This window comes from Solwaraspora sp. WMMA2080 (genome assembly GCF_027497395.1).
Lineage (GTDB): Bacteria > Actinomycetota > Actinomycetes > Mycobacteriales > Micromonosporaceae > Micromonospora_E.
Genome location: NZ_CP114910.1, coordinates 783859 through 800306, shown reverse-complemented (window position 1 = coordinate 800306; position 16448 = coordinate 783859). Strand labels below are relative to the sequence as shown.

11 protein-coding genes and 1 pseudogene are annotated in these 16448 nt (G+C 69.1%); 7 read left to right on the top strand and 5 right to left on the bottom strand.

Features of this window, described 5'->3' with window-relative positions; translation table 11 throughout:
• Window positions 1–14: 14 nt before the first annotated feature.
• Window positions 15–3050, bottom strand: coding sequence for a family 16 glycoside hydrolase (locus O7543_RS03500; protein ID WP_281555203.1), 3036 nt, complete (start codon window positions 3048–3050; stop codon window positions 15–17).
• 264 nt (window positions 3051–3314) lie between these two features.
• Between O7543_RS03500 and O7543_RS03495 the strand changes: the two genes are divergently transcribed.
• Window positions 3315–4067 (top strand): spermidine synthase, encoded by a 753-nt coding sequence (locus tag O7543_RS03495; protein WP_281555204.1) that lies wholly within the window; start codon window positions 3315–3317, stop codon window positions 4065–4067.
• On the opposite strand, the gene O7543_RS03490 is transcribed toward O7543_RS03495, so the two are convergent.
• Window positions 4049–4987 (bottom strand): DUF2690 domain-containing protein, encoded by a 939-nt coding sequence (locus O7543_RS03490; RefSeq protein WP_281555205.1) that lies wholly within the window; start codon window positions 4985–4987, stop codon window positions 4049–4051. The genes O7543_RS03495 and O7543_RS03490 overlap by 19 nt on opposite strands.
• A 262-nt stretch (window positions 4988–5249) precedes the next feature.
• On the opposite strand from O7543_RS03490, the gene O7543_RS03485 reads away from it, so the two are divergent.
• Together O7543_RS03485 and O7543_RS03480 are read left to right on the top strand one after the other, a co-directional pair.
• The gene (locus O7543_RS03485; protein ID WP_281555206.1) at window positions 5250–6068 is read left to right on the top strand and encodes a hypothetical protein; all 819 of its coding nucleotides are present in this window, start codon (window positions 5250–5252) and stop codon (window positions 6066–6068) included.
• Window positions 6069–6141: 73 nt separating this feature from the next.
• Window positions 6142–6999 carry a transglycosylase SLT domain-containing protein gene (locus O7543_RS03480; protein ID WP_281555207.1) on the top strand — a complete coding sequence of 286 codons (858 nt, stop codon included), beginning with the start codon at window positions 6142–6144 and terminating at the stop codon, window positions 6997–6999.
• A 99-nt stretch (window positions 7000–7098) separates the two neighbouring features.
• Here the strand turns inward: O7543_RS03480 and O7543_RS03475 are convergent, their stop codons facing one another.
• Window positions 7099–8598 carry a SulP family inorganic anion transporter gene (locus O7543_RS03475; RefSeq protein ID WP_281555208.1) on the bottom strand — a complete coding sequence of 500 codons (1500 nt, stop codon included), beginning with the start codon at window positions 8596–8598 and terminating at the stop codon, window positions 7099–7101.
• A gap of 225 nt (window positions 8599–8823) precedes the next feature.
• On the opposite strand from O7543_RS03475, the gene O7543_RS03470 reads away from it, so the two are divergent.
• Window positions 8824–10431, top strand: a complete 1608-nt coding sequence (locus O7543_RS03470; RefSeq protein WP_281555209.1) for a peptide chain release factor 3 — start codon at window positions 8824–8826, stop codon at window positions 10429–10431.
• A 735-nt stretch (window positions 10432–11166) separates the two neighbouring features.
• On the opposite strand, the pseudogene O7543_RS03465 reads toward O7543_RS03470, so the two are convergent.
• Together O7543_RS03465 and O7543_RS03460 are read right to left on the bottom strand one after the other, a co-directional pair.
• Window positions 11167–11385, bottom strand: a pseudogene (locus tag O7543_RS03465) (MbtH family protein).
• Window positions 11382–12638 (bottom strand): glycosyltransferase family 4 protein, encoded by a 1257-nt coding sequence (locus O7543_RS03460; protein WP_281567340.1) that lies wholly within the window; start codon window positions 12636–12638, stop codon window positions 11382–11384. Before O7543_RS03460 ends, O7543_RS03465 begins: the two are co-directional and overlap by 4 nt.
• Window positions 12639–12850: 212 nt before the next feature.
• Here O7543_RS03460 and O7543_RS03455 point away from each other — a divergent pair, with 212 nt between their 5' ends.
• The 3 genes from O7543_RS03455 to O7543_RS03445 all read left to right on the top strand — a co-directional run bounded on the left by O7543_RS03455 (window position 12851) and on the right by O7543_RS03445 (window position 16448).
• Window positions 12851–13909: a polysaccharide biosynthesis protein gene (locus tag O7543_RS03455; RefSeq protein WP_281567339.1), complete on the top strand. Its 1059-nt coding sequence runs from the start codon at window positions 12851–12853 to the stop codon at window positions 13907–13909.
• On the top strand, window positions 13906–14892 hold the full coding sequence (locus O7543_RS03450; RefSeq protein WP_281567338.1) for an SDR family oxidoreductase: 987 nt from the start codon (window positions 13906–13908) through the stop codon (window positions 14890–14892). Before O7543_RS03455 ends, O7543_RS03450 begins: the two co-directional genes overlap by 4 nt.
• 65 nt (window positions 14893–14957) lie before the next feature.
• On the top strand, window positions 14958–16448 hold the full coding sequence (locus tag O7543_RS03445) for an O-antigen ligase family protein (RefSeq protein ID WP_281567337.1): 1491 nt from the start codon (window positions 14958–14960) through the stop codon (window positions 16446–16448).

The window sequence follows — 16448 nt, the reverse complement described above, 5'->3', positions numbered from 1 at the left end:
CCTTCGTACCTGGCTCAGCTCAGCGGCTCGACCCAGATGTTGCGGTACTGCACGGTGTTCTGGTGGTCCTGCAGCCGGATCGATCCGGTCGCCGGCCCCTCGGGGATGTTCCCGCCGGTCGGGCCGGTGATGGCGACGTCGTCGTGCACCGTCACGCCGTTCCAGACCAGGGTGACCCTGGCGTCGGAGGTCTTCTCACCGGCGCTGTCGTAGCGGGCCGCAAGGTAGGTGATGTCGTAGGTCTGCCAGGTCTCCGGCGGCCTCGCGACGTTGACATCCGGTGCCTTCTGCAGGTAGATCGCACCCGCCTCGTTGTTGTCGAGGGTCGGGTCCCCGTACGAGTCGAGGATCTGGATCTCGTACCGCTCCTGCAGGTAGACGCCGCTGTTGCCGCGGTTCTGCCCGGTGACCTCCGGCGGCAGCTGCGGCACTTTGAACTCGACGTGCAGCCGGAAGTCGCCGAACGCCTGCCGGGTGCGCAGATCGCCGCAGCAGGCCTCCATCGCCCCGTCACCGACCACCGGCCAGCTCGCCGAGCGCCCGTCGGTGTGCTGCCACTCCGACAGGTTGCCGCCGTCGAACAGCACGATCCGTTCACCCGGCTTACGGACGGTGACCAGGTCCAGGTTGACGTGACCGGTGTCGGTGGCATCCACCCGGTACTGGATCGCGTTGGTGCCCCGACGCAGGGTGAGCAGTTCGGTCTTGGTGGCCCATTCCTGCCAGGTGACGGTGCTGGGCAGGACGGTCTGCCGGACCTTCTCGCCGTTGACATAGATGCTGACCGTCTTGTCCCCTTGGAACGGGTTCGGACCGTTGCTGTAGCGCAGCCCCACCTCGTACTCGCCGTTGCGCTTCACCTCGACGTGCACGGTGTTGGCGGCGTTCAACTCGCCGAACCCGGCCACAAAGCCGACGCCCGAGTGGCCGGCGTGCTCGGTGTCGTACCGGGCACTGCCCTGCTGGTAGCCCTCCTCGGCCTCATAGAAGATCCGGTCCGGCTGGGCACCGGGAATGGCGTTGAGGGTGTACCAGGCCTCGGTGCTCCACAGCTCCTCGCCGTTGGAGGCGGTGAACGAGCGCGGCGAGCGCAGGTGCACCACCCGGCCCTGCTGCAGGCCGTCGACCATCAACCGGACGGTACGCCGGTCGTTGGAGACGATGACCTCGCGGACGGTCAGCGTCTCCTCGTCGACCTTCGGTCCGCCGTACGTGGGGGTCGGCGCGTAGCGCCACTGCTTGATCTGGAAGCGCTCGGCGATGTCCTGGATGGTGTCAGTTGACAGCGGCCGGGTGTATTCGATCTTGAAGCCGTTCGGGGTGGCGCTCATCGACTTCATGTCGAACGTCCGGTTGCCGTTCGGCGTCAGCTTCTGCAGTCCGTACCGCAGCTTGCCGGCCTGACCCCAGTTGCCGTCGGCACCGAGCCCACCCACGTAGATCGACCCGTCCGGGCCGATCGAGACCTCGTTGACGCCGGCCTCCAGCCCCTGGGTGTGCCGGAACACCGCGCCCTGGTACTCGCCGTGCACCTCCTCCAGGTACGCGCGCTGCAGGCCACCGTAGGTGACGTCACCGATCAGGAACTGGTCCCGGTACGGGCCCTTCTTGATCCGCACCGGGGTGCTCGGCGAGTTGGCGATCTCGTTCTGCGGCAGCCAGAGCGCCGGTTGGCTGACCGGGTTGGCGTCGAACGGACCGTCCGGGTTGGTGTAGTGGTTGAAGAACCGGTCCTGCTCGATGTGCACCAGCTTGGAGGCGGGCAGCCAGCCACCCTGGTTGTCGGTGACGAAGAGCTCCTGGTCCCGGCCCCAACCGATGCCGTTCGGGGTCCGCAGACCACCGGCGATGTAGCTGACCTCGCCGGTGCGCCGGTTCACCTTGATGCTGGTGCCCCGGTTGCCGATCGGCTGCGGGTCGGTGGTGGCGCCGCCGTAGTCGATCGCCACCGAGAGGTTGAGGTAGAAGTGGCCGCCCCGGTAGAGCAGGCCGAAGGCGAACTCGTGGAAGTTGCCCCCGTACGGCCAGCTGGCCACCGTCCGGTACTCGTCGGCGACCTCGTCGCCGTCGATGTCGTGCAGCTCGGTCAGCTCGTGCTTCTGTGCGACGTAGATGGTGCCGTCGACCACCGCCAGGCCCATCGGCTCCCGCAGGCCGCTGGCGACCTTCTTGTACGTGACCTGTTCGGCACTGGTCGGCCCGGTGACGTTCTCGACGATGTAGACCTCGCCGAGAACTTCCTCACTGCCGCCCCAGGTGGCGATGACCAGTCGACCGTCCTCGGTCCAGTCCATACCCGAGACCTGCGGCTCGAACCCGTCCGGCCGTAGGTCGGTCAGGGTGTAGTCGGGGTGCACCGCGTCCAGCGGAAGCCCGTCGCCGGGGGTGTCGGTGACCCCCTGGCATGCCTTGCGGCCGGGCGCGGTCACCCGGACCACGCCGGCGTCGGTACTCAGTACGGAGTTGGGCACGACGGCGAACTCCTCGGCGCCCGGCGGTTGCCAGGACAGGGTGAGCTCCTGCCCACCGCCGGCCTCGAAGTACTCGACCCGCAACGCGTGGTAACCCTCGGTCAGGGTCACCGCGCCGTCCATCAAGGTCGCCCCGTGCAGCCCGTCGTGGTCGATGACCACCGCGTCGTCGAGGTAGAGACGGGAGCCGTCGTCGCTGACCAGCCGGAACGTGTACGTGCCTGCGGCGGCGACGTGCAGGTTCGCGAGGGCGTGCGTGACGAAGTTGTCCTCCTGCCCGAAGTCGTCCGCCGTGGACCAGTCGACGATCGGCATCAACTTGTCGACGTTCGGGGTCTGCCCGGGTTTGAGGGTGCAGATCTCGGTCAGCGGTACGCCGATGTCATACGTACGCAGGGTGACACCCGGCTCCTGCGGCGGCAGGTCAGCGACCTGGGCAGCGGCTGGTGACGAACTGACGGCGGTCAGTGAGGCGAGCAGGGCGGTGACAACGAATATTGCCGGGCCACGTGTTCTTGGCGGGCATGGAGACATTCCTCCCCCTTCGAGGGTGCTGATGAATGCCGCGATCGCAACCATCGCCGAGGGGTTGCCTGCCCGGTGGACGAGATGATCTCGAAGCACGGCTGCGGCACATCATGGGTTACATTCGCTGAAGTGGCAAGATCTTCTGAGCAATCGGATCAAACTTTTACTCTAGACAGACAAAAGATCCTGCAGAGGCCGCGACGTCCGTCGAAGGACCGGCCGTCAGGGCGGTCGGCGGAATGTGTGTCCACCCGGCACACCGGCACGAGACGGTAGAGTCGGCGGGCCGACCTGCGCCCATCAGAAGGAGTGCCGATGGCCGCGCGTTTCGAGGAACTTGACTGGCGGCAGACCCCGATGGGAGAGATCAGCCTGCGGCGGCGGCGGGACCCCGTCGTGGACCGCGACGTGTACGAGGTCAAACTGGGCGACGAGTACCTGATGTCGAGCCTGTTCACCGTCGCCGAGGTCGAGCTTGCCCGGCTCGCCCTGGCGGACCTGGTCGGCGAAGAACTCGACGTCGTCGTCGGTGGGCTCGGCCTTGGCTACACCGCCCACGCCGTGCTGCGGGACCCACGGGTCCGGTCGTTGATCGTCGTCGAGGCGCTGGCCGACGTCATCGGGTGGCACCAGCGGGGTCTGGTGCCGGGCGGAGAAGCGCTCGTCGGGGATCCCCGGTGCCGGCTGGTGTCCGGCGACTTCTTCGCCCTGACCGCGGCGCAGGGCCCCGACCCGGCTGCACCTGGGCGACGGTTCGACGCCGTCCTCGTCGACATCGACCACTCCCCCGGGCATCTCCTGCACCCGTCGCACGCCGCCTTCTACCGGCCGGAGGGTCTACGGCACCTGGCCGGCCATCTGCGGCCCGGCAGCGTGTTCGCGCTGTGGTCCGACGACCCACCGGAAGCCGGGTTCACCGCAGCGCTCGGACGGGTGTTCCCACAGGTCCGCACTGAAGTGGTGACGTTTCGCAACCCGCTGCTCGGCACCGACTCGGCCAACACCGTGTACCTGGCGCAGACCCAGGCAGGGCAGCCGGGGGACCCGGGTCAGCCTCCGTCCGGCTGAGCGGCGACCGGCGGAGCCGCCACCGGAACACGCAGGTCGCGAATCTGCAGCGCGGTTGGTGTGCCGACCGGGTCGGGACGGGCACACGGGGTCGCCGCGGTGGCCAACGCGGATCGGTCGTCCGCGCTGCTGATCTCGACGGCCACCTCGACGCACCCCTCGGTGGTCCGCAGGACGTTGCCGTACACGCTGTACACCTGGCTCGGCACCAGGTAGGGATAGTCGAACCGACTGACGGCCCCGTCGGACGGGCGGCTGATGGACAGCCGGATGGTGACCCCGGTCGGCACCCGCTCGGTGGAGACGAAGAGTGGCCAGGCCGCCTGGCATCGCTGGGAGTAGCGCAGGGTGAGGCTGCCGTAGGGCGGCTGGGCCGGATCCCGGTCGGGAACCTGCACGGTGTGGGTGCTCACCGCGTCGAGGTGGCACTGTTCCTGCTGCGGATCCGCGCCGTCCGCCGCCGGTGACACGGCGGCCGAGGTAGCCACGGGTTCCTGCGCCGCGCCGCCGAGCCGGTCGAGTACCGACGTCGGCACCAGGATAACCGCGGCGACGACAGCCGCGATCCCCCCGGTCGCCGCCAGCGCCCGGCGGGAGACGTGCGGCTCCCGTACGGCGGTCCGGTCGGCCGGTTGCGCGGCACCGTTGACGAGTGCGTCGACCTGGCCCCACCGCTGCCGCCAGGTGTCCTCGTCGCCGTCACAGGCACGGACGAACGCCAAGGTCAGCTCCAGAGAGGGCAGCCGGGTTCCGGACAGCACGCTGGACAGCGCGGTGTGCGAGTAGTGGGCCCGCTCCGCCATCTTGCGCAACGAGGGCTGCCCGGCGTCGCGTCGAAGCTGTTCGAGATCGGCGACGAAGGCACCGATCGGGCCGGCGGCGGAACCACGAGCGCCGGCGTGTCCATTTTCATCCGTCATGGCCTCTCCTGAACGCGTAAACCTGGTGTCAACAGCGGTCAAGCCAGTGCTTTACGAGCAGGTCCGCGCCAGTATCAGCCTCGACGCAGCTGCCCGTTGGATAGACGCCAGCGAACAGCGTCTCACAGTCCGTACTGGACCACGTACGCGTCCGCATCCTGACCGGCCGGCGCATTCGGGCGACGAGAGCCGCCCGCAACGTCGTCCGGCATGGACGCGGTATCGGGTGGACGGGCAGTCCGCTCTACGACAGGAGGACCACGTGCACCACCTCAAGGAATCCGAACCCGCCCACCGACCGGTGTCCAGAACTTTCCACCGGCTCGTACGGGGCGTCCTGGCGTCCCTCGCCGCGCTGGTGATGGTGCTGGTCGGAGCCACCGCACCGGCGATCGCCGGGATCACCGGCTACCGGATTACCGGCACCGGTGGCGCCGGGCTGATCGTGCGGACCAACCCGCACGATGCCTCGGCACCGGCGGTCACCGTCCTCGCCGACGGCACGTACTTCACCGCCGAGTGCGCGGTACGCGGCCGCAACATCTACGGCAACAACGTCTGGCACCAGATCAGCGCGCCGGTGAACGGCTGGATCAGCGACTACTACACCACCACGCCCGGCTTCAACCAGTACCTGCCGGGCGAGCCGGAGTGCGGCTCCGGCACCCCGCCGCCGACCGGCACCCGGGAGCAGCGCGCCCTCGCCTGGGCCCGGTCGGTCCTCGGACACACGCACACCAACGGCGACCTCGGCGACAGCAACCATCCGTGGGACGGCTGGTGCGACAACTTCGTCGGGCACGCGTACGGACGCGCCGCCAGTGGCTACGCCACCGCACTGGTCCACTACAACGCGTTGTACCAGCGCGGCCTCATCCACACCACCGGCACGCCGCCGCCCGGCGCCCTGGTCTTCTTCGCCGGAGCGCAGATCAACGGCTACGCCGGTCACGTGATGCTCTCCGAGGGCAACGGCAGTTACATCACCACCGCCCCCACTATCCGGCGTGTCTCGCTCAGTTGGCCCGGCGCGCCGTACCTCGGCTGGTCGTACGCGGACCCGGAGTGGCCGGGACGTTGACCACCGCGTCACCCGACCTCCGCTTCACCCGTCGTAACTCAGTCACTGCTCGTCGTTTCCAGGAAGGAACGTGATGGATCCCGATCGTCTCCCGCCCGCCTCCGACAGCCGCCGTCGGCGCCGTCCCCGACTTACGCTGGGCCTCGCCCTGCTTTCCGTCGTCGGCGTGCTCGCTCTCGCGGTGCCCGGCACGGCCAGCGCCGCACCGGCCAGCGGTGCCGTCGACGGAGCCGTCCCGGCCAGCGTCGGCGAGCCGGCCGCCACGCCGGCACCGGACACCGTCAACGTCAACGCCGTCGGTATCGACCTGTGCGCCCAGGTGGGGTACGCCGCCGGGTTCCGGGGCAGCCCACTGGTCACTGCGGTCGCGGTGGCCATGGCGGAGTCCTCGTGCAACCCGTCGGCGGTCGGCAGCAACGGCCCCACCGCCGGATGTCCCAACGGATCACTGGACCGCGGACTCTGGCAGATCAACAACTGTTACCACCCCACCGTGACCGACACCTGCGCCTACGACGCCCAGTGCAACGCGAACGCCGCGTACAACATCTCCAGCGGCGGCAGCAACTGGCAGCCGTGGTCGACCTACAACAGCGGCGTGTACGCCAACCACCTGTCCGCCGCGCAGGCGGCGGTGAACCGGCTCGGTGGCGGCGGGACGCCGGGCGGCGTGACCGGGACGATCCTGGCCAGCCCGTGGCTCAACGTCCGGGCCGGTCCCAGCACCACGTCCGCCGTCGTCGGATACACCTACTACGGCAGTACGGTGACCATCTCCTGCTACACCTTCGGTGAGTACGTCGGCGGCGGATACTGGCCGTCATCGACGTGGGACCGGATCACCGATCCGGCCACCGGTGTCACCGGATTCGCCGCAGACACCTGGATCAACACGACCCACGACGTCAAGAGCATGGTCCCGTCCTGCTGATCCGCGTCGGCGGAGGGCAGCGGTGATGACCTGGCGTGCTGTCCCGTGCCCCTGGCACGGGACAGCACGGCGGCCGGCATCTATGGAACGCCGGTGTGTCTAGTGCCCGACCTTGAGCTGCCCGGCGAGGGTGCCGTGGATCCGGGCGCTGGGCTGGTTCAGCTCGATGATCTCGACGCTCTTGCCGCGGCTGGCGTACTTGGTGGTGATGGCGTCGAGCGCGGCCACCGACGAGGCGTCCCAGATGTGCGCATGCGTCATGTCGATGATCACCCGGTCCGGGTCGCCGGCGTAGTCGAACTGGTAGACGAGGTCGTTGCTGGAGGCGAAGAACAGTTCGCCGTGCACCGAGTAGATCCGGGTGCTGCCGTCGGGGTCGAGCACGCTGGTGACCTCCACCATGTGTGCGACCCGGCGGGCGAAGATCACCATGGCGGCCAGGACACCGATGATCACGCCGATGGCCAGGTTGTGGGTGATCAGCACCGCGGCGACGGTGGAAACCATCACTGCGAGTTCCCCCCACGGCATCCGCTTCACGGTGGCGGGGGCGACGCTGTGCCAGTCGAACGTCGACACCGCGACGATGATCATCACGGCGACCAGGGCGGCCATCGGGATCCGGGCGACGACGTCGCCCAGGGAGACGACCAGGATCAGCAGGAACACCCCGGACAGGAAGGTCGACAGCCGGGTACGGGCACCGGCCACCTTGACGTTGATCATCGTCTGGCCGATCATCGCGCAGCCGCCCATGCCGCCGAAGAAGCCGGTGACGATGTTCGCCACGCCCTGACCCCACGACTCGCGGGTCTTGTTCGAGTGGGTGTCGGTGATGTCGTCGACCAGCTTGGCGGTCATCAACGACTCCATCAACCCGACCAGCGCGATCCCGACCGCGTACGGTGCGATCACCTGCAGGGTCGCCCAGGTGTACGGGATCTGCGGCACACCGAGCACGGGCAGGCTGTCCGGCAGGGATCCCTGGTCACCGACGGTCGGCACGGCGAAGCCGGCGACGACCGTGACGACGGTCAGCACGACGATCGCGACCAGCGGTGCCGGCACCGCCTTCGTCAGCCGGGGCAGCCCGACAATGATCACCAGCGCGACGACGACCATCGGATAGACCAGCCACGGCACCCCGATCAGGTACGGCACCTGCGCGGCGAAGATCAGGATCGCGAGGGCGTTGACGAAGCCGACCATCACACTGCGCGGGACGAACCGCATCAGTCGGGCGACGCCGAGCGCGGCGAGCAGCACCTGCAGCACCCCGCCGAGGATCACCGCCGCCAGCAGATAGCCGAGCCCGTGGTCGCGGGCCAACGGGGCGACGATCAACGCGATCGCGCCGGTCGCGGCGGAGATCATCGCCGGCCGGCCACCGCAGACCGCGATGGTCACCGCCATGGTGAACGACGCGAACAGCCCGACCCGTGGGTCGACCCCGGCGAGGATGGAGAACGAGATCGCCTCCGGGATCAACGCGAGCGCGACCACCAGGCCTGCGAGGACCTCGGTACGGAACACCTTCGGGGACAACCACGACGGGCGGGACAGACGCGGCCGCAACACCGCAGGCGAGAACGACGACATACAGCCTTTTCCGATCAGGGCGCGCGGCAACGCGCAGGGTCTCGCGGACGTGCCTAGGAGACAGTACCGTCGCGCGAGGGTAGACACGGGTGGTAAGTGTTCATCGTCACGACCCGACGGTTGACGTGGGCTGACACCGCACCGACCGAGAAACAAGCGCCTCGCACGTTAGAGTTCGGTCGTCGACCTGCTGCTGGGCAACGGGTGGCGAGAGGAGGACCTCAGGTGCCAGGAGTAGTGGAAGTCATACAACAAGTCACCACGGAGGCGGCACGACGGCGTACCTTCGCGGTGATCTCCCACCCGGACGCCGGCAAGTCCACCATCACCGAGGCCCTCGCGTTGCACGCTCGGGCGATCAACTCCGCCGGTGCCGTGCACGGCAAGGGCGACCGCCGTGGCGTGGTCTCCGACTGGATGGCCCTGGAGCAGCAGCGCGGCATCTCGATCACCTCGGCGGCACTGCAGTTCACCTACCGCGACACGGTGGTGAACCTGCTCGACACGCCAGGGCACGCGGACTTCTCCGAGGACACCTACCGGGTGCTGACCGCCGTCGACTGCGCGGTGATGCTGCTCGACGCCGCCAAGGGACTGGAACCGCAGACGCTGAAGCTGTTCGAGGTGTGTCGCCACCGCCGGGTGCCGGTGATCACCTTCATCAACAAGTGGGACCGCCCTGGGCTGGAGCCGCTCGAACTGCTCGACGAGATCGAGCAACGGATCGGGCTGCGGTGCACCCCACTGACCTGGCCGGTCGGTGTCGCGGGGCAGTTCCACGGGGTGGCCGACCGGCGCAGCGGCGGCATGGTCGCGTTCACCCGTACCCCTGGCGGAGCCACCGCCGTCATCGAGGAACCACTCACCGCCGCCGAGGCCGCCCGACGCTACGGCGCCGACTGGACTCAGGCGATCGAGGAGCTGGACCTGCTCGCCGCCACCGGCGCCGAGCACGAACAGGCCGGCTTCGTCGCTGCGACCACCACACCCGTGCTGTTCGGCGCCGCAGTCACCAACGCTGGCGTACGCCAGCTCCTCGACGTGCTGGTGGACACCGCCCCCGCGCCGACGGCCCGACCGGACACCACCGGCACCCTCCGCGAGCTGGACGCTCCGTTCGCCGGATTCGTCTTCAAGACCCAGGCGAACATGAACCCGGCCCACCGCGACCAGGTGGCGTTCGTCCGGGTCTGCTCCGGCCGGTTCGAACGCGGCATGGTCGTCACCCATGCCGGCACCGGCCGCCCGTTCGCCACCAAGTACGCCCAGCAGGTCTTCGGCCGCGACCGGGACACCATCGACGAGGCGTACCCGGGCGACGTGGTCGGCCTGGTCAACGCCACCGCGCTGAGCATCGGCGACAGCCTCTACGCGCCCGGGCCGGCGGTGACGTTCCCGCCACTGCCGTCGTTCGCCCCCGAACACTTCGTCGCCGTCCGAGCCACCGACGCGTCGAAGTTCAAACGGTTCCGCCGCGGCGTCGAACAACTCGACGGCGAAGGCGTGGTCCAGGTACTGCGATCGGACCGCCGGGGCGAGCAGTCCCCGGTGCTCGCCGCCGTCGGGCCGATGCAGTTCGAGGTCGCCACCCACCGGCTGGCGACCGAGTTCGGGGTACCGACCGCGGTCGACCATCTGCCGTACACCCTGGCCCGGCGCACCGACGCGGCGAGTGTGGCCGGGTTGAACGCGGCACCCGGGGTCGAGGTGATGACCCGGGTGCGCGACGGTGAACTGCTCGCCCTGTTCCCCGACAAGTGGCGACTGTCCACCGTGCGCAATCGCGACCCCGACCTGGTGCTGGAACCGTTGCTCGCCGATGCCGAGGGCTGACCTCCCGTGTCGCGTCAAGCGGCGGGCCGGGCCATGGACCGTCGCGCGGGGACCAGGTACGTGCGGACCTCGGGGTAGACGAGTGGCGCGGGGTTGAACTCGCACCCGAAGCCCTGGGACGCGAGGACAGCGAGCGGTGAGGTTCACCGGTCGGTACTGCTCGGCCACGTCCCAGTCAGGGCGTCTGCGGGCCACCACCGCCTTCTGGAGTTCCTTGTCCTCCGGATACCGGGTGGAGTTTCCCGGCATGTTCGGATAGTGCACAAAACTGGCGTTGCCAGCGGGCTGGTCGCCGAGGGCCTGCTGGATGACGGTAACGTCGGTCAGCTGGTGCCGCGCGATGTTGCGGCGCAGGTAGTCAGCGGTAGGGGCACCGGTTCAAGGGCCCGGACCGTCGCGTCGGGTCAGCGTCGTTTGGTGAACAACGTGAACAGGCCGATGTTCGCGCCGATGTCGAAGACGCAGGGCCGGGCCGGCAGGACGAACAGAGGGCCGGCCGGTGGCCGGGCGACGGCCGCCGGTATCGGACCGTCGAAATTGTCCTGTCAACGACTTCCGGAGATGCCCTGGAAACCTCCGGAACCCGTGGGCCCAACCCCGTACCGCTGGTATTGGCTGTTCTCCGCCAGTCGGTGGGTGCGAACGAGCCGGATGTCAAGAACCGGGGTGGGTGCCGCCGCGCCGCTGGCGACCGGGATGATCGAGCAGGTTTCCGGAGATCTCTCGGACCGCTCCTCAGCCAATGCCCGGTCGACGCAGCCCGGCGACGCTCGTTGGCCGCTGGTCGGTCCACTCCCGCTCGACCCAGGCCAGAGCGTCGGCGTGGCCGACGGGCCCTTGCACGACACGCCAACCGGAGGGCACGGCGAAGAACTCCGGTCACAGCGAATGCTGGCCCCTGTCGTTGATCAGGACCACGAAGCAGCCACTCTCGTCGTCGAGAGGATTCGTCATCGGGCTCCTCCTCGGCGCGGCCGACAGCCTTCCACCGTCACTCGCAGCGCCTGCTCGACCCGCTCGGCACCGACCGCGACCGAGAACACCTTGTCGTAATAGGACCGGCCAGCCTGCCCGAGCAGCTCGAGCTTCTCGCGGCCCAGGTCGCACACTTCGCGCAGCGCGGTTCCGATCGAGTCCGGGTCCCCCGCCCGGGCGACGAAGCCCGCGCCGCTGTCCAGGGCGACCGTCGCGGCGTCGCCCTCGGCCGCGACGAGCAGCGCCCGACCTGCCGCAAGGATCGCCTGCACCTTGCTCGGCATCGTGTACGCCGACATCCCACCGGGGCGCAGGCTCACGTAGTGCACGTCGCCTGCGGCCATCAGCGCGGGCATCCGGTCTCGGGGCAGCCGGCCGAGAAACCGGACGTTGGTGGCACCTGCCCGGGCCGCGCGGACACGCAGCCGGTCCTCGGTAGTGCCCGACCCGGCGATGAGACAGACCAGCCTCGGATCGTCGATCCGGACGCACGCGTCGATCAACGGGTCGAGGGCCTGTGCCTCACCGAGCGCGCCGGCGTACGACAGCACCACCTGATCGGGACGGATCCCGAGCTCGGCGCGCAGATCGGGGCGGCGGACCGGCACCGCCTCGTCGGCCCACATCGGAATGTGGATCAGCTTCTCCTGCGGTACGCCTCGCCCGGCGAGCAGCCCACCCGCACCGGGCGAGACGTAGGCCACCCGATCCGCGCTGCGGTACATCGCCGCGCACCAACGGGTCATCCCCCGCGCGAGACCCTGTGACAGGGGACCGTTGCCGAGGAATCCGCTCGCCACCGCACTGTCCGGCCAGATGTCCAGGACATGCAGCAGGACCGGTACCCGGTGGACGTACCGGGCATACCACATCGGAATTGCCACCGAGATCGGCGAGTTGCCGACCCAGAGTGCGTCGAGACCGCGCAGCGCGTCGGCGCCGGAGACCAGCGCCGAACCGGCGAACGAGCCGTAGTTGACCAGTCGCCGTGCGGCGGACCGGTCATGGCTGGGGTAGAGCGCCACCCGGCGGATCCGCACGTCGCCGTCCGTCTCATCGAGCCGGCGCGCCATCCGGTAGCCGGGAGCGAGCCGGCCGGTCGGATAGTTCGGGAATCCGGTGACCACCCGCACCTCGTGCCCCCGTCGAGCGAGAGCGTGAGCGAGCCGGCCAGGCAACGCGGCCGGCCCGGGCTCGGGATCGAACCACTGGGTGAGCAGACCGATCAGCATGCAATACAACTACCAGTCGCTACGGGCTGTTTTGCCCCTTTTGCGGTTAATGACGACTCGGCCCGGGATCGCGGGCCACCGGATCATCCGAGCCTTCCTCACCTTGCCGGAAAATGACCTCTACGCCACTTATGTGACTATATCGTCACGTACGACGACATCCACCGTCCCCCGGGGGGTGGCCCGACGGGAGAAGCAAGACAGGGGCAGATGTGGTTTCCTCGCTATCGGACCGGCGCTTCTTGATCACCGGTGGCACTGGGTCCTTCGGCCAGACGATGGTTTCCCGGTTGCTGGACGCCGGCGCCCAGGAGGTCCGGGTATTCAGCCGCGACGAGTCCAAGCAGGACGCCATGCGGCACCGACTCGCCGACGAGCGCGTCCGCTACTACGTCGGCGACATCCGGGACTACGACAGTGTGCTCAAAGCCGTACGGGGCATGGATTTCGTCTTCCACGCCGCCGCGCTCAAGCAGGTGCCGTCGTGCGAGTTCTTCCCACTCGAAGCGGTCCGGACCAACGTCCTCGGCAGCGCCCACCTGGTGGACGCGTGTGAACGGGTCGGGGTCGAGGCGCTGGTGCTGTTGAGCACCGACAAAGCCGTCTATCCGGTCAACGCGATGGGCATGACCAAGGCGTTGATGGAGAAGGTGGCACAGGCACACGCCCGGGACAACCTGACAGCCCGGACCCGGGTCTGCTGCGTGCGGTACGGCAACGTCATGTACTCGCGCGGCTCGGTCATCCCGCTGTTCATCGACCAGATCCGCCAGGGCAGCCTGCCGACCGTCACCGAGCCGTCGATGACCCGGTTCCTGATGTCCCTCGCCCAGTCGGTCGACCTGGTGGAACATGCGTTCCACCACGGCCGGCAGGGCGACGTCTTCATCCGTAAGGCCGACGCCTGCACCATCGGCGACCTTGCCACCGCGTTGTGCAACCTGTTCGGCGTACCGGCCAAGTTCGACGTGCTCGGCATCCGGCACGGCGAGAAGATGTACGAGACGTTGGCCAGCCGCGAGGAGTTGTCCCACGCCGAAGACCTGGGTGAGTTCCTCCGGGTCCCGGTGGACAGCCGCGATCTCAACTACGCCCTCTACGTCGACGAGGGCGACGTCGACAGCGGCGGGCTCACCGACTTCAATTCGCACAATGCCCGGCGGCTGACCGTGCCGCAGGTCGAGTCGCTGCTGCTCACCCTGCCGGAGGTGCGGGCACACCTCGATGCCGCCGCGAGCCCGGTCGACGCGAGCCTGGTCGGCGCGGCATGAGCGCCCTCGCCGACGCTGGCGGGCACCTGGATCGGGTGCCGCGGCGGCGGACCGACCGACCGGGTCCCGCTCGACAGCGGGTCCTCGTCGCCGGAGCCACCGGGATGCTCGGTCACACCCTGTTGCGGGAACTCAGCGCCGACCCGACGCTCGACGTTCACGGCACCGCCCGCGACCTGGCCGACCGCGCACCCCACTTCCCCGCGCCACTGGTCGGGCGGATCGCCAGCGACATCGACGCCTCCCGGTTCGACCAGGTCCGCCGGATCGTCGACGAGCTCCGGCCGGACGTGGTCGTCAACTGTGTCGGGGTGATCAAGCAACGCCCCGACGTGCAGGACGCCACGCACACCGTCACCCTGAACGCTCTCTTCCCGCATATGTTGGCGCAGACCTGCGGCCAGATCGGCAGCCGGCTGGTCCACGTCAGCACCGACTGTGTCTTCTCCGGACGCCAGGGCGGCTACGTCGAGGAGGACCTGCCCGACCCACCGGACCTCTACGGACGGTCCAAGCTGCTGGGCGAGGTCACCGGCGAAGGAACGCTCACACTGCGTACCTCGATCATCGGTCACGAGCTGACCAGCAACCGGTCGTTGGTGGACTGGTTTCTGTCTCGCCCCGGTGGCGTCAAGGGCTGGACCAGGGCGATCTACACCGGCGTGACGACCGTCGAGTTCGCCCGGCTGCTGCGGACCGTGGTGCTGCCCCGGACCGATCTCACCGGGTTGTACCACCTGGCCGCCGAGCCGATCTCAAAGTACGACCTGCTCCGGTTGATCGCCGAGGTGTACCGGTGGCCAGGTGACATCGTGCCGGACGACGGGTTCGCCTGTGACCGGTCGATGCGCGCCGACCGGCTGGCCGACGTCACCGGATACCGTCCGCCCTCCTGGCCGGAGATGGTCCGGTCGCTGTACGCCGCCCGGGCCCGCTGGGCCGGCGCCCCGGCCGAGGTGGACCGGCGACACCTCGTGGTCTGACGTGCCGGACCGACAGACAGACCGCTCGGGTTCACCCCGGCCCACCGCAAGCCGAAGGACGACACGTGGTAGACCGAATGAGCCGGCTGACCGTGCTGGTCGGCGCGGCGGCCCTGCTGGGGGTCACGACCATTCTTGCGGTACGGAATCCGCTGGTCGCCTCGGCCGCCGTCGCGCTGCTCGTCATGCTCATCTGCGCATCCCAGATGGACGGCTGGCGATGGCTCCTGGCGCTGACGATGGCGCTGCTGATCGGCGCGTCGTCCGATGTCGAGACGCTGGCCGACGCCAGCTTCTATCCACGGTACGTGGCCGTCGGCGGCCTGGTCGTCTGGGCGCTGTGCCAGCGCCGACCCGCCGCTGCCGCGCCGACGAGTCCGGCTACCGGTGTCCTGATCGGGTCGCTCTGGGTACTCGCCGGTCTCGCCACGCTCAGCGCGGTCTGGTCGATCGCTCCGTTCGAGTCCTTCCAACGTGGTCTGGCCCTGCTGCTGCTGGCCGGGCTGGTCCACGGGTTGGCTCGGCGGCGGTGGCCGGACCGGGCGGTCATGATGGCCGACCTGCGGGTGGTCTACCTGGTGCTGGCCGTATCCGTCGTGGTCAGCATCGGCTACGGAGCGGCCAACGGCACGTTGGCCCCCGCGTTGTCCGGCAGTTCCCGGTTCCAAGGGCTGTTCAGCAACCCCAACATGCTCGGCATGGTCTGTGCGTTGGCCGTGCCGCTCGGCTGGGCGGTCTACCGGGAGACCGGGCGACGTGCCGAACTGCTCGGCATCCTGCCGGTGGCTGGCGCCCTCGTGTTGTCCCAGTCCCGCACCGGACTGGGCGCCGTGCTCGTCGGGGTGCTCTGGGTGATGCTACGACATGGGATCGGTACCCTGACCCGGGTCGCCGTCGGCGCGACCGCGGCCCTGCTGGCCGGGTACCTGTCCGGCCTGTTGCCGTCCGTCTTCGCCGCGTCCTGGATGCAGCAGTTCGTCAGCCGGTTCACTCAGAGCGACCTGTCCAACGGCCGGATCCGGCTGTGGCACATGACGGTCGACCTGTGGTGGGAGAACCATCCGGCGCTCGGTTACGGGTACGCGTCCCGCGACCACCTCTACGAACTGGCCAACTACGACGAACTGCGCGGCTTCAACGTCGGGCTGGTGCACAACAGCTACCTGCAGATGATGCTGGAGCTCGGGCTGGTGGCCGCGGTGCCGCTGCTGCTCACCGTGCTCGCCGCCGGATGGGCCGCCGTCCGGGCTCCGGTGAACGGGGCGAACTCGGGTCTGGTCTGGCTCATCGTCACCGGCCTGCTGATCCAGGTCACCGAGTCGGCGATGTTCGGTACCGGGCAGACGTACCCGTACGTGTTCTGGCTCGCTGTGGTCGCCGTCCTGCTGCACCTGCCCGCCCGGCGACGGGCCGGACACCACCGGGCGGCGGCGGACGTCCCACCGCCGTCGCCCCGACCGGACGCGTCGCCACAGCCAGCTGCCTCGCCGCAGCCCGCACCGTCGGCCGAGCCGGGCGGGTCGCCCAACCGGGGGCGGACCCCGGTCCTGCGGTAG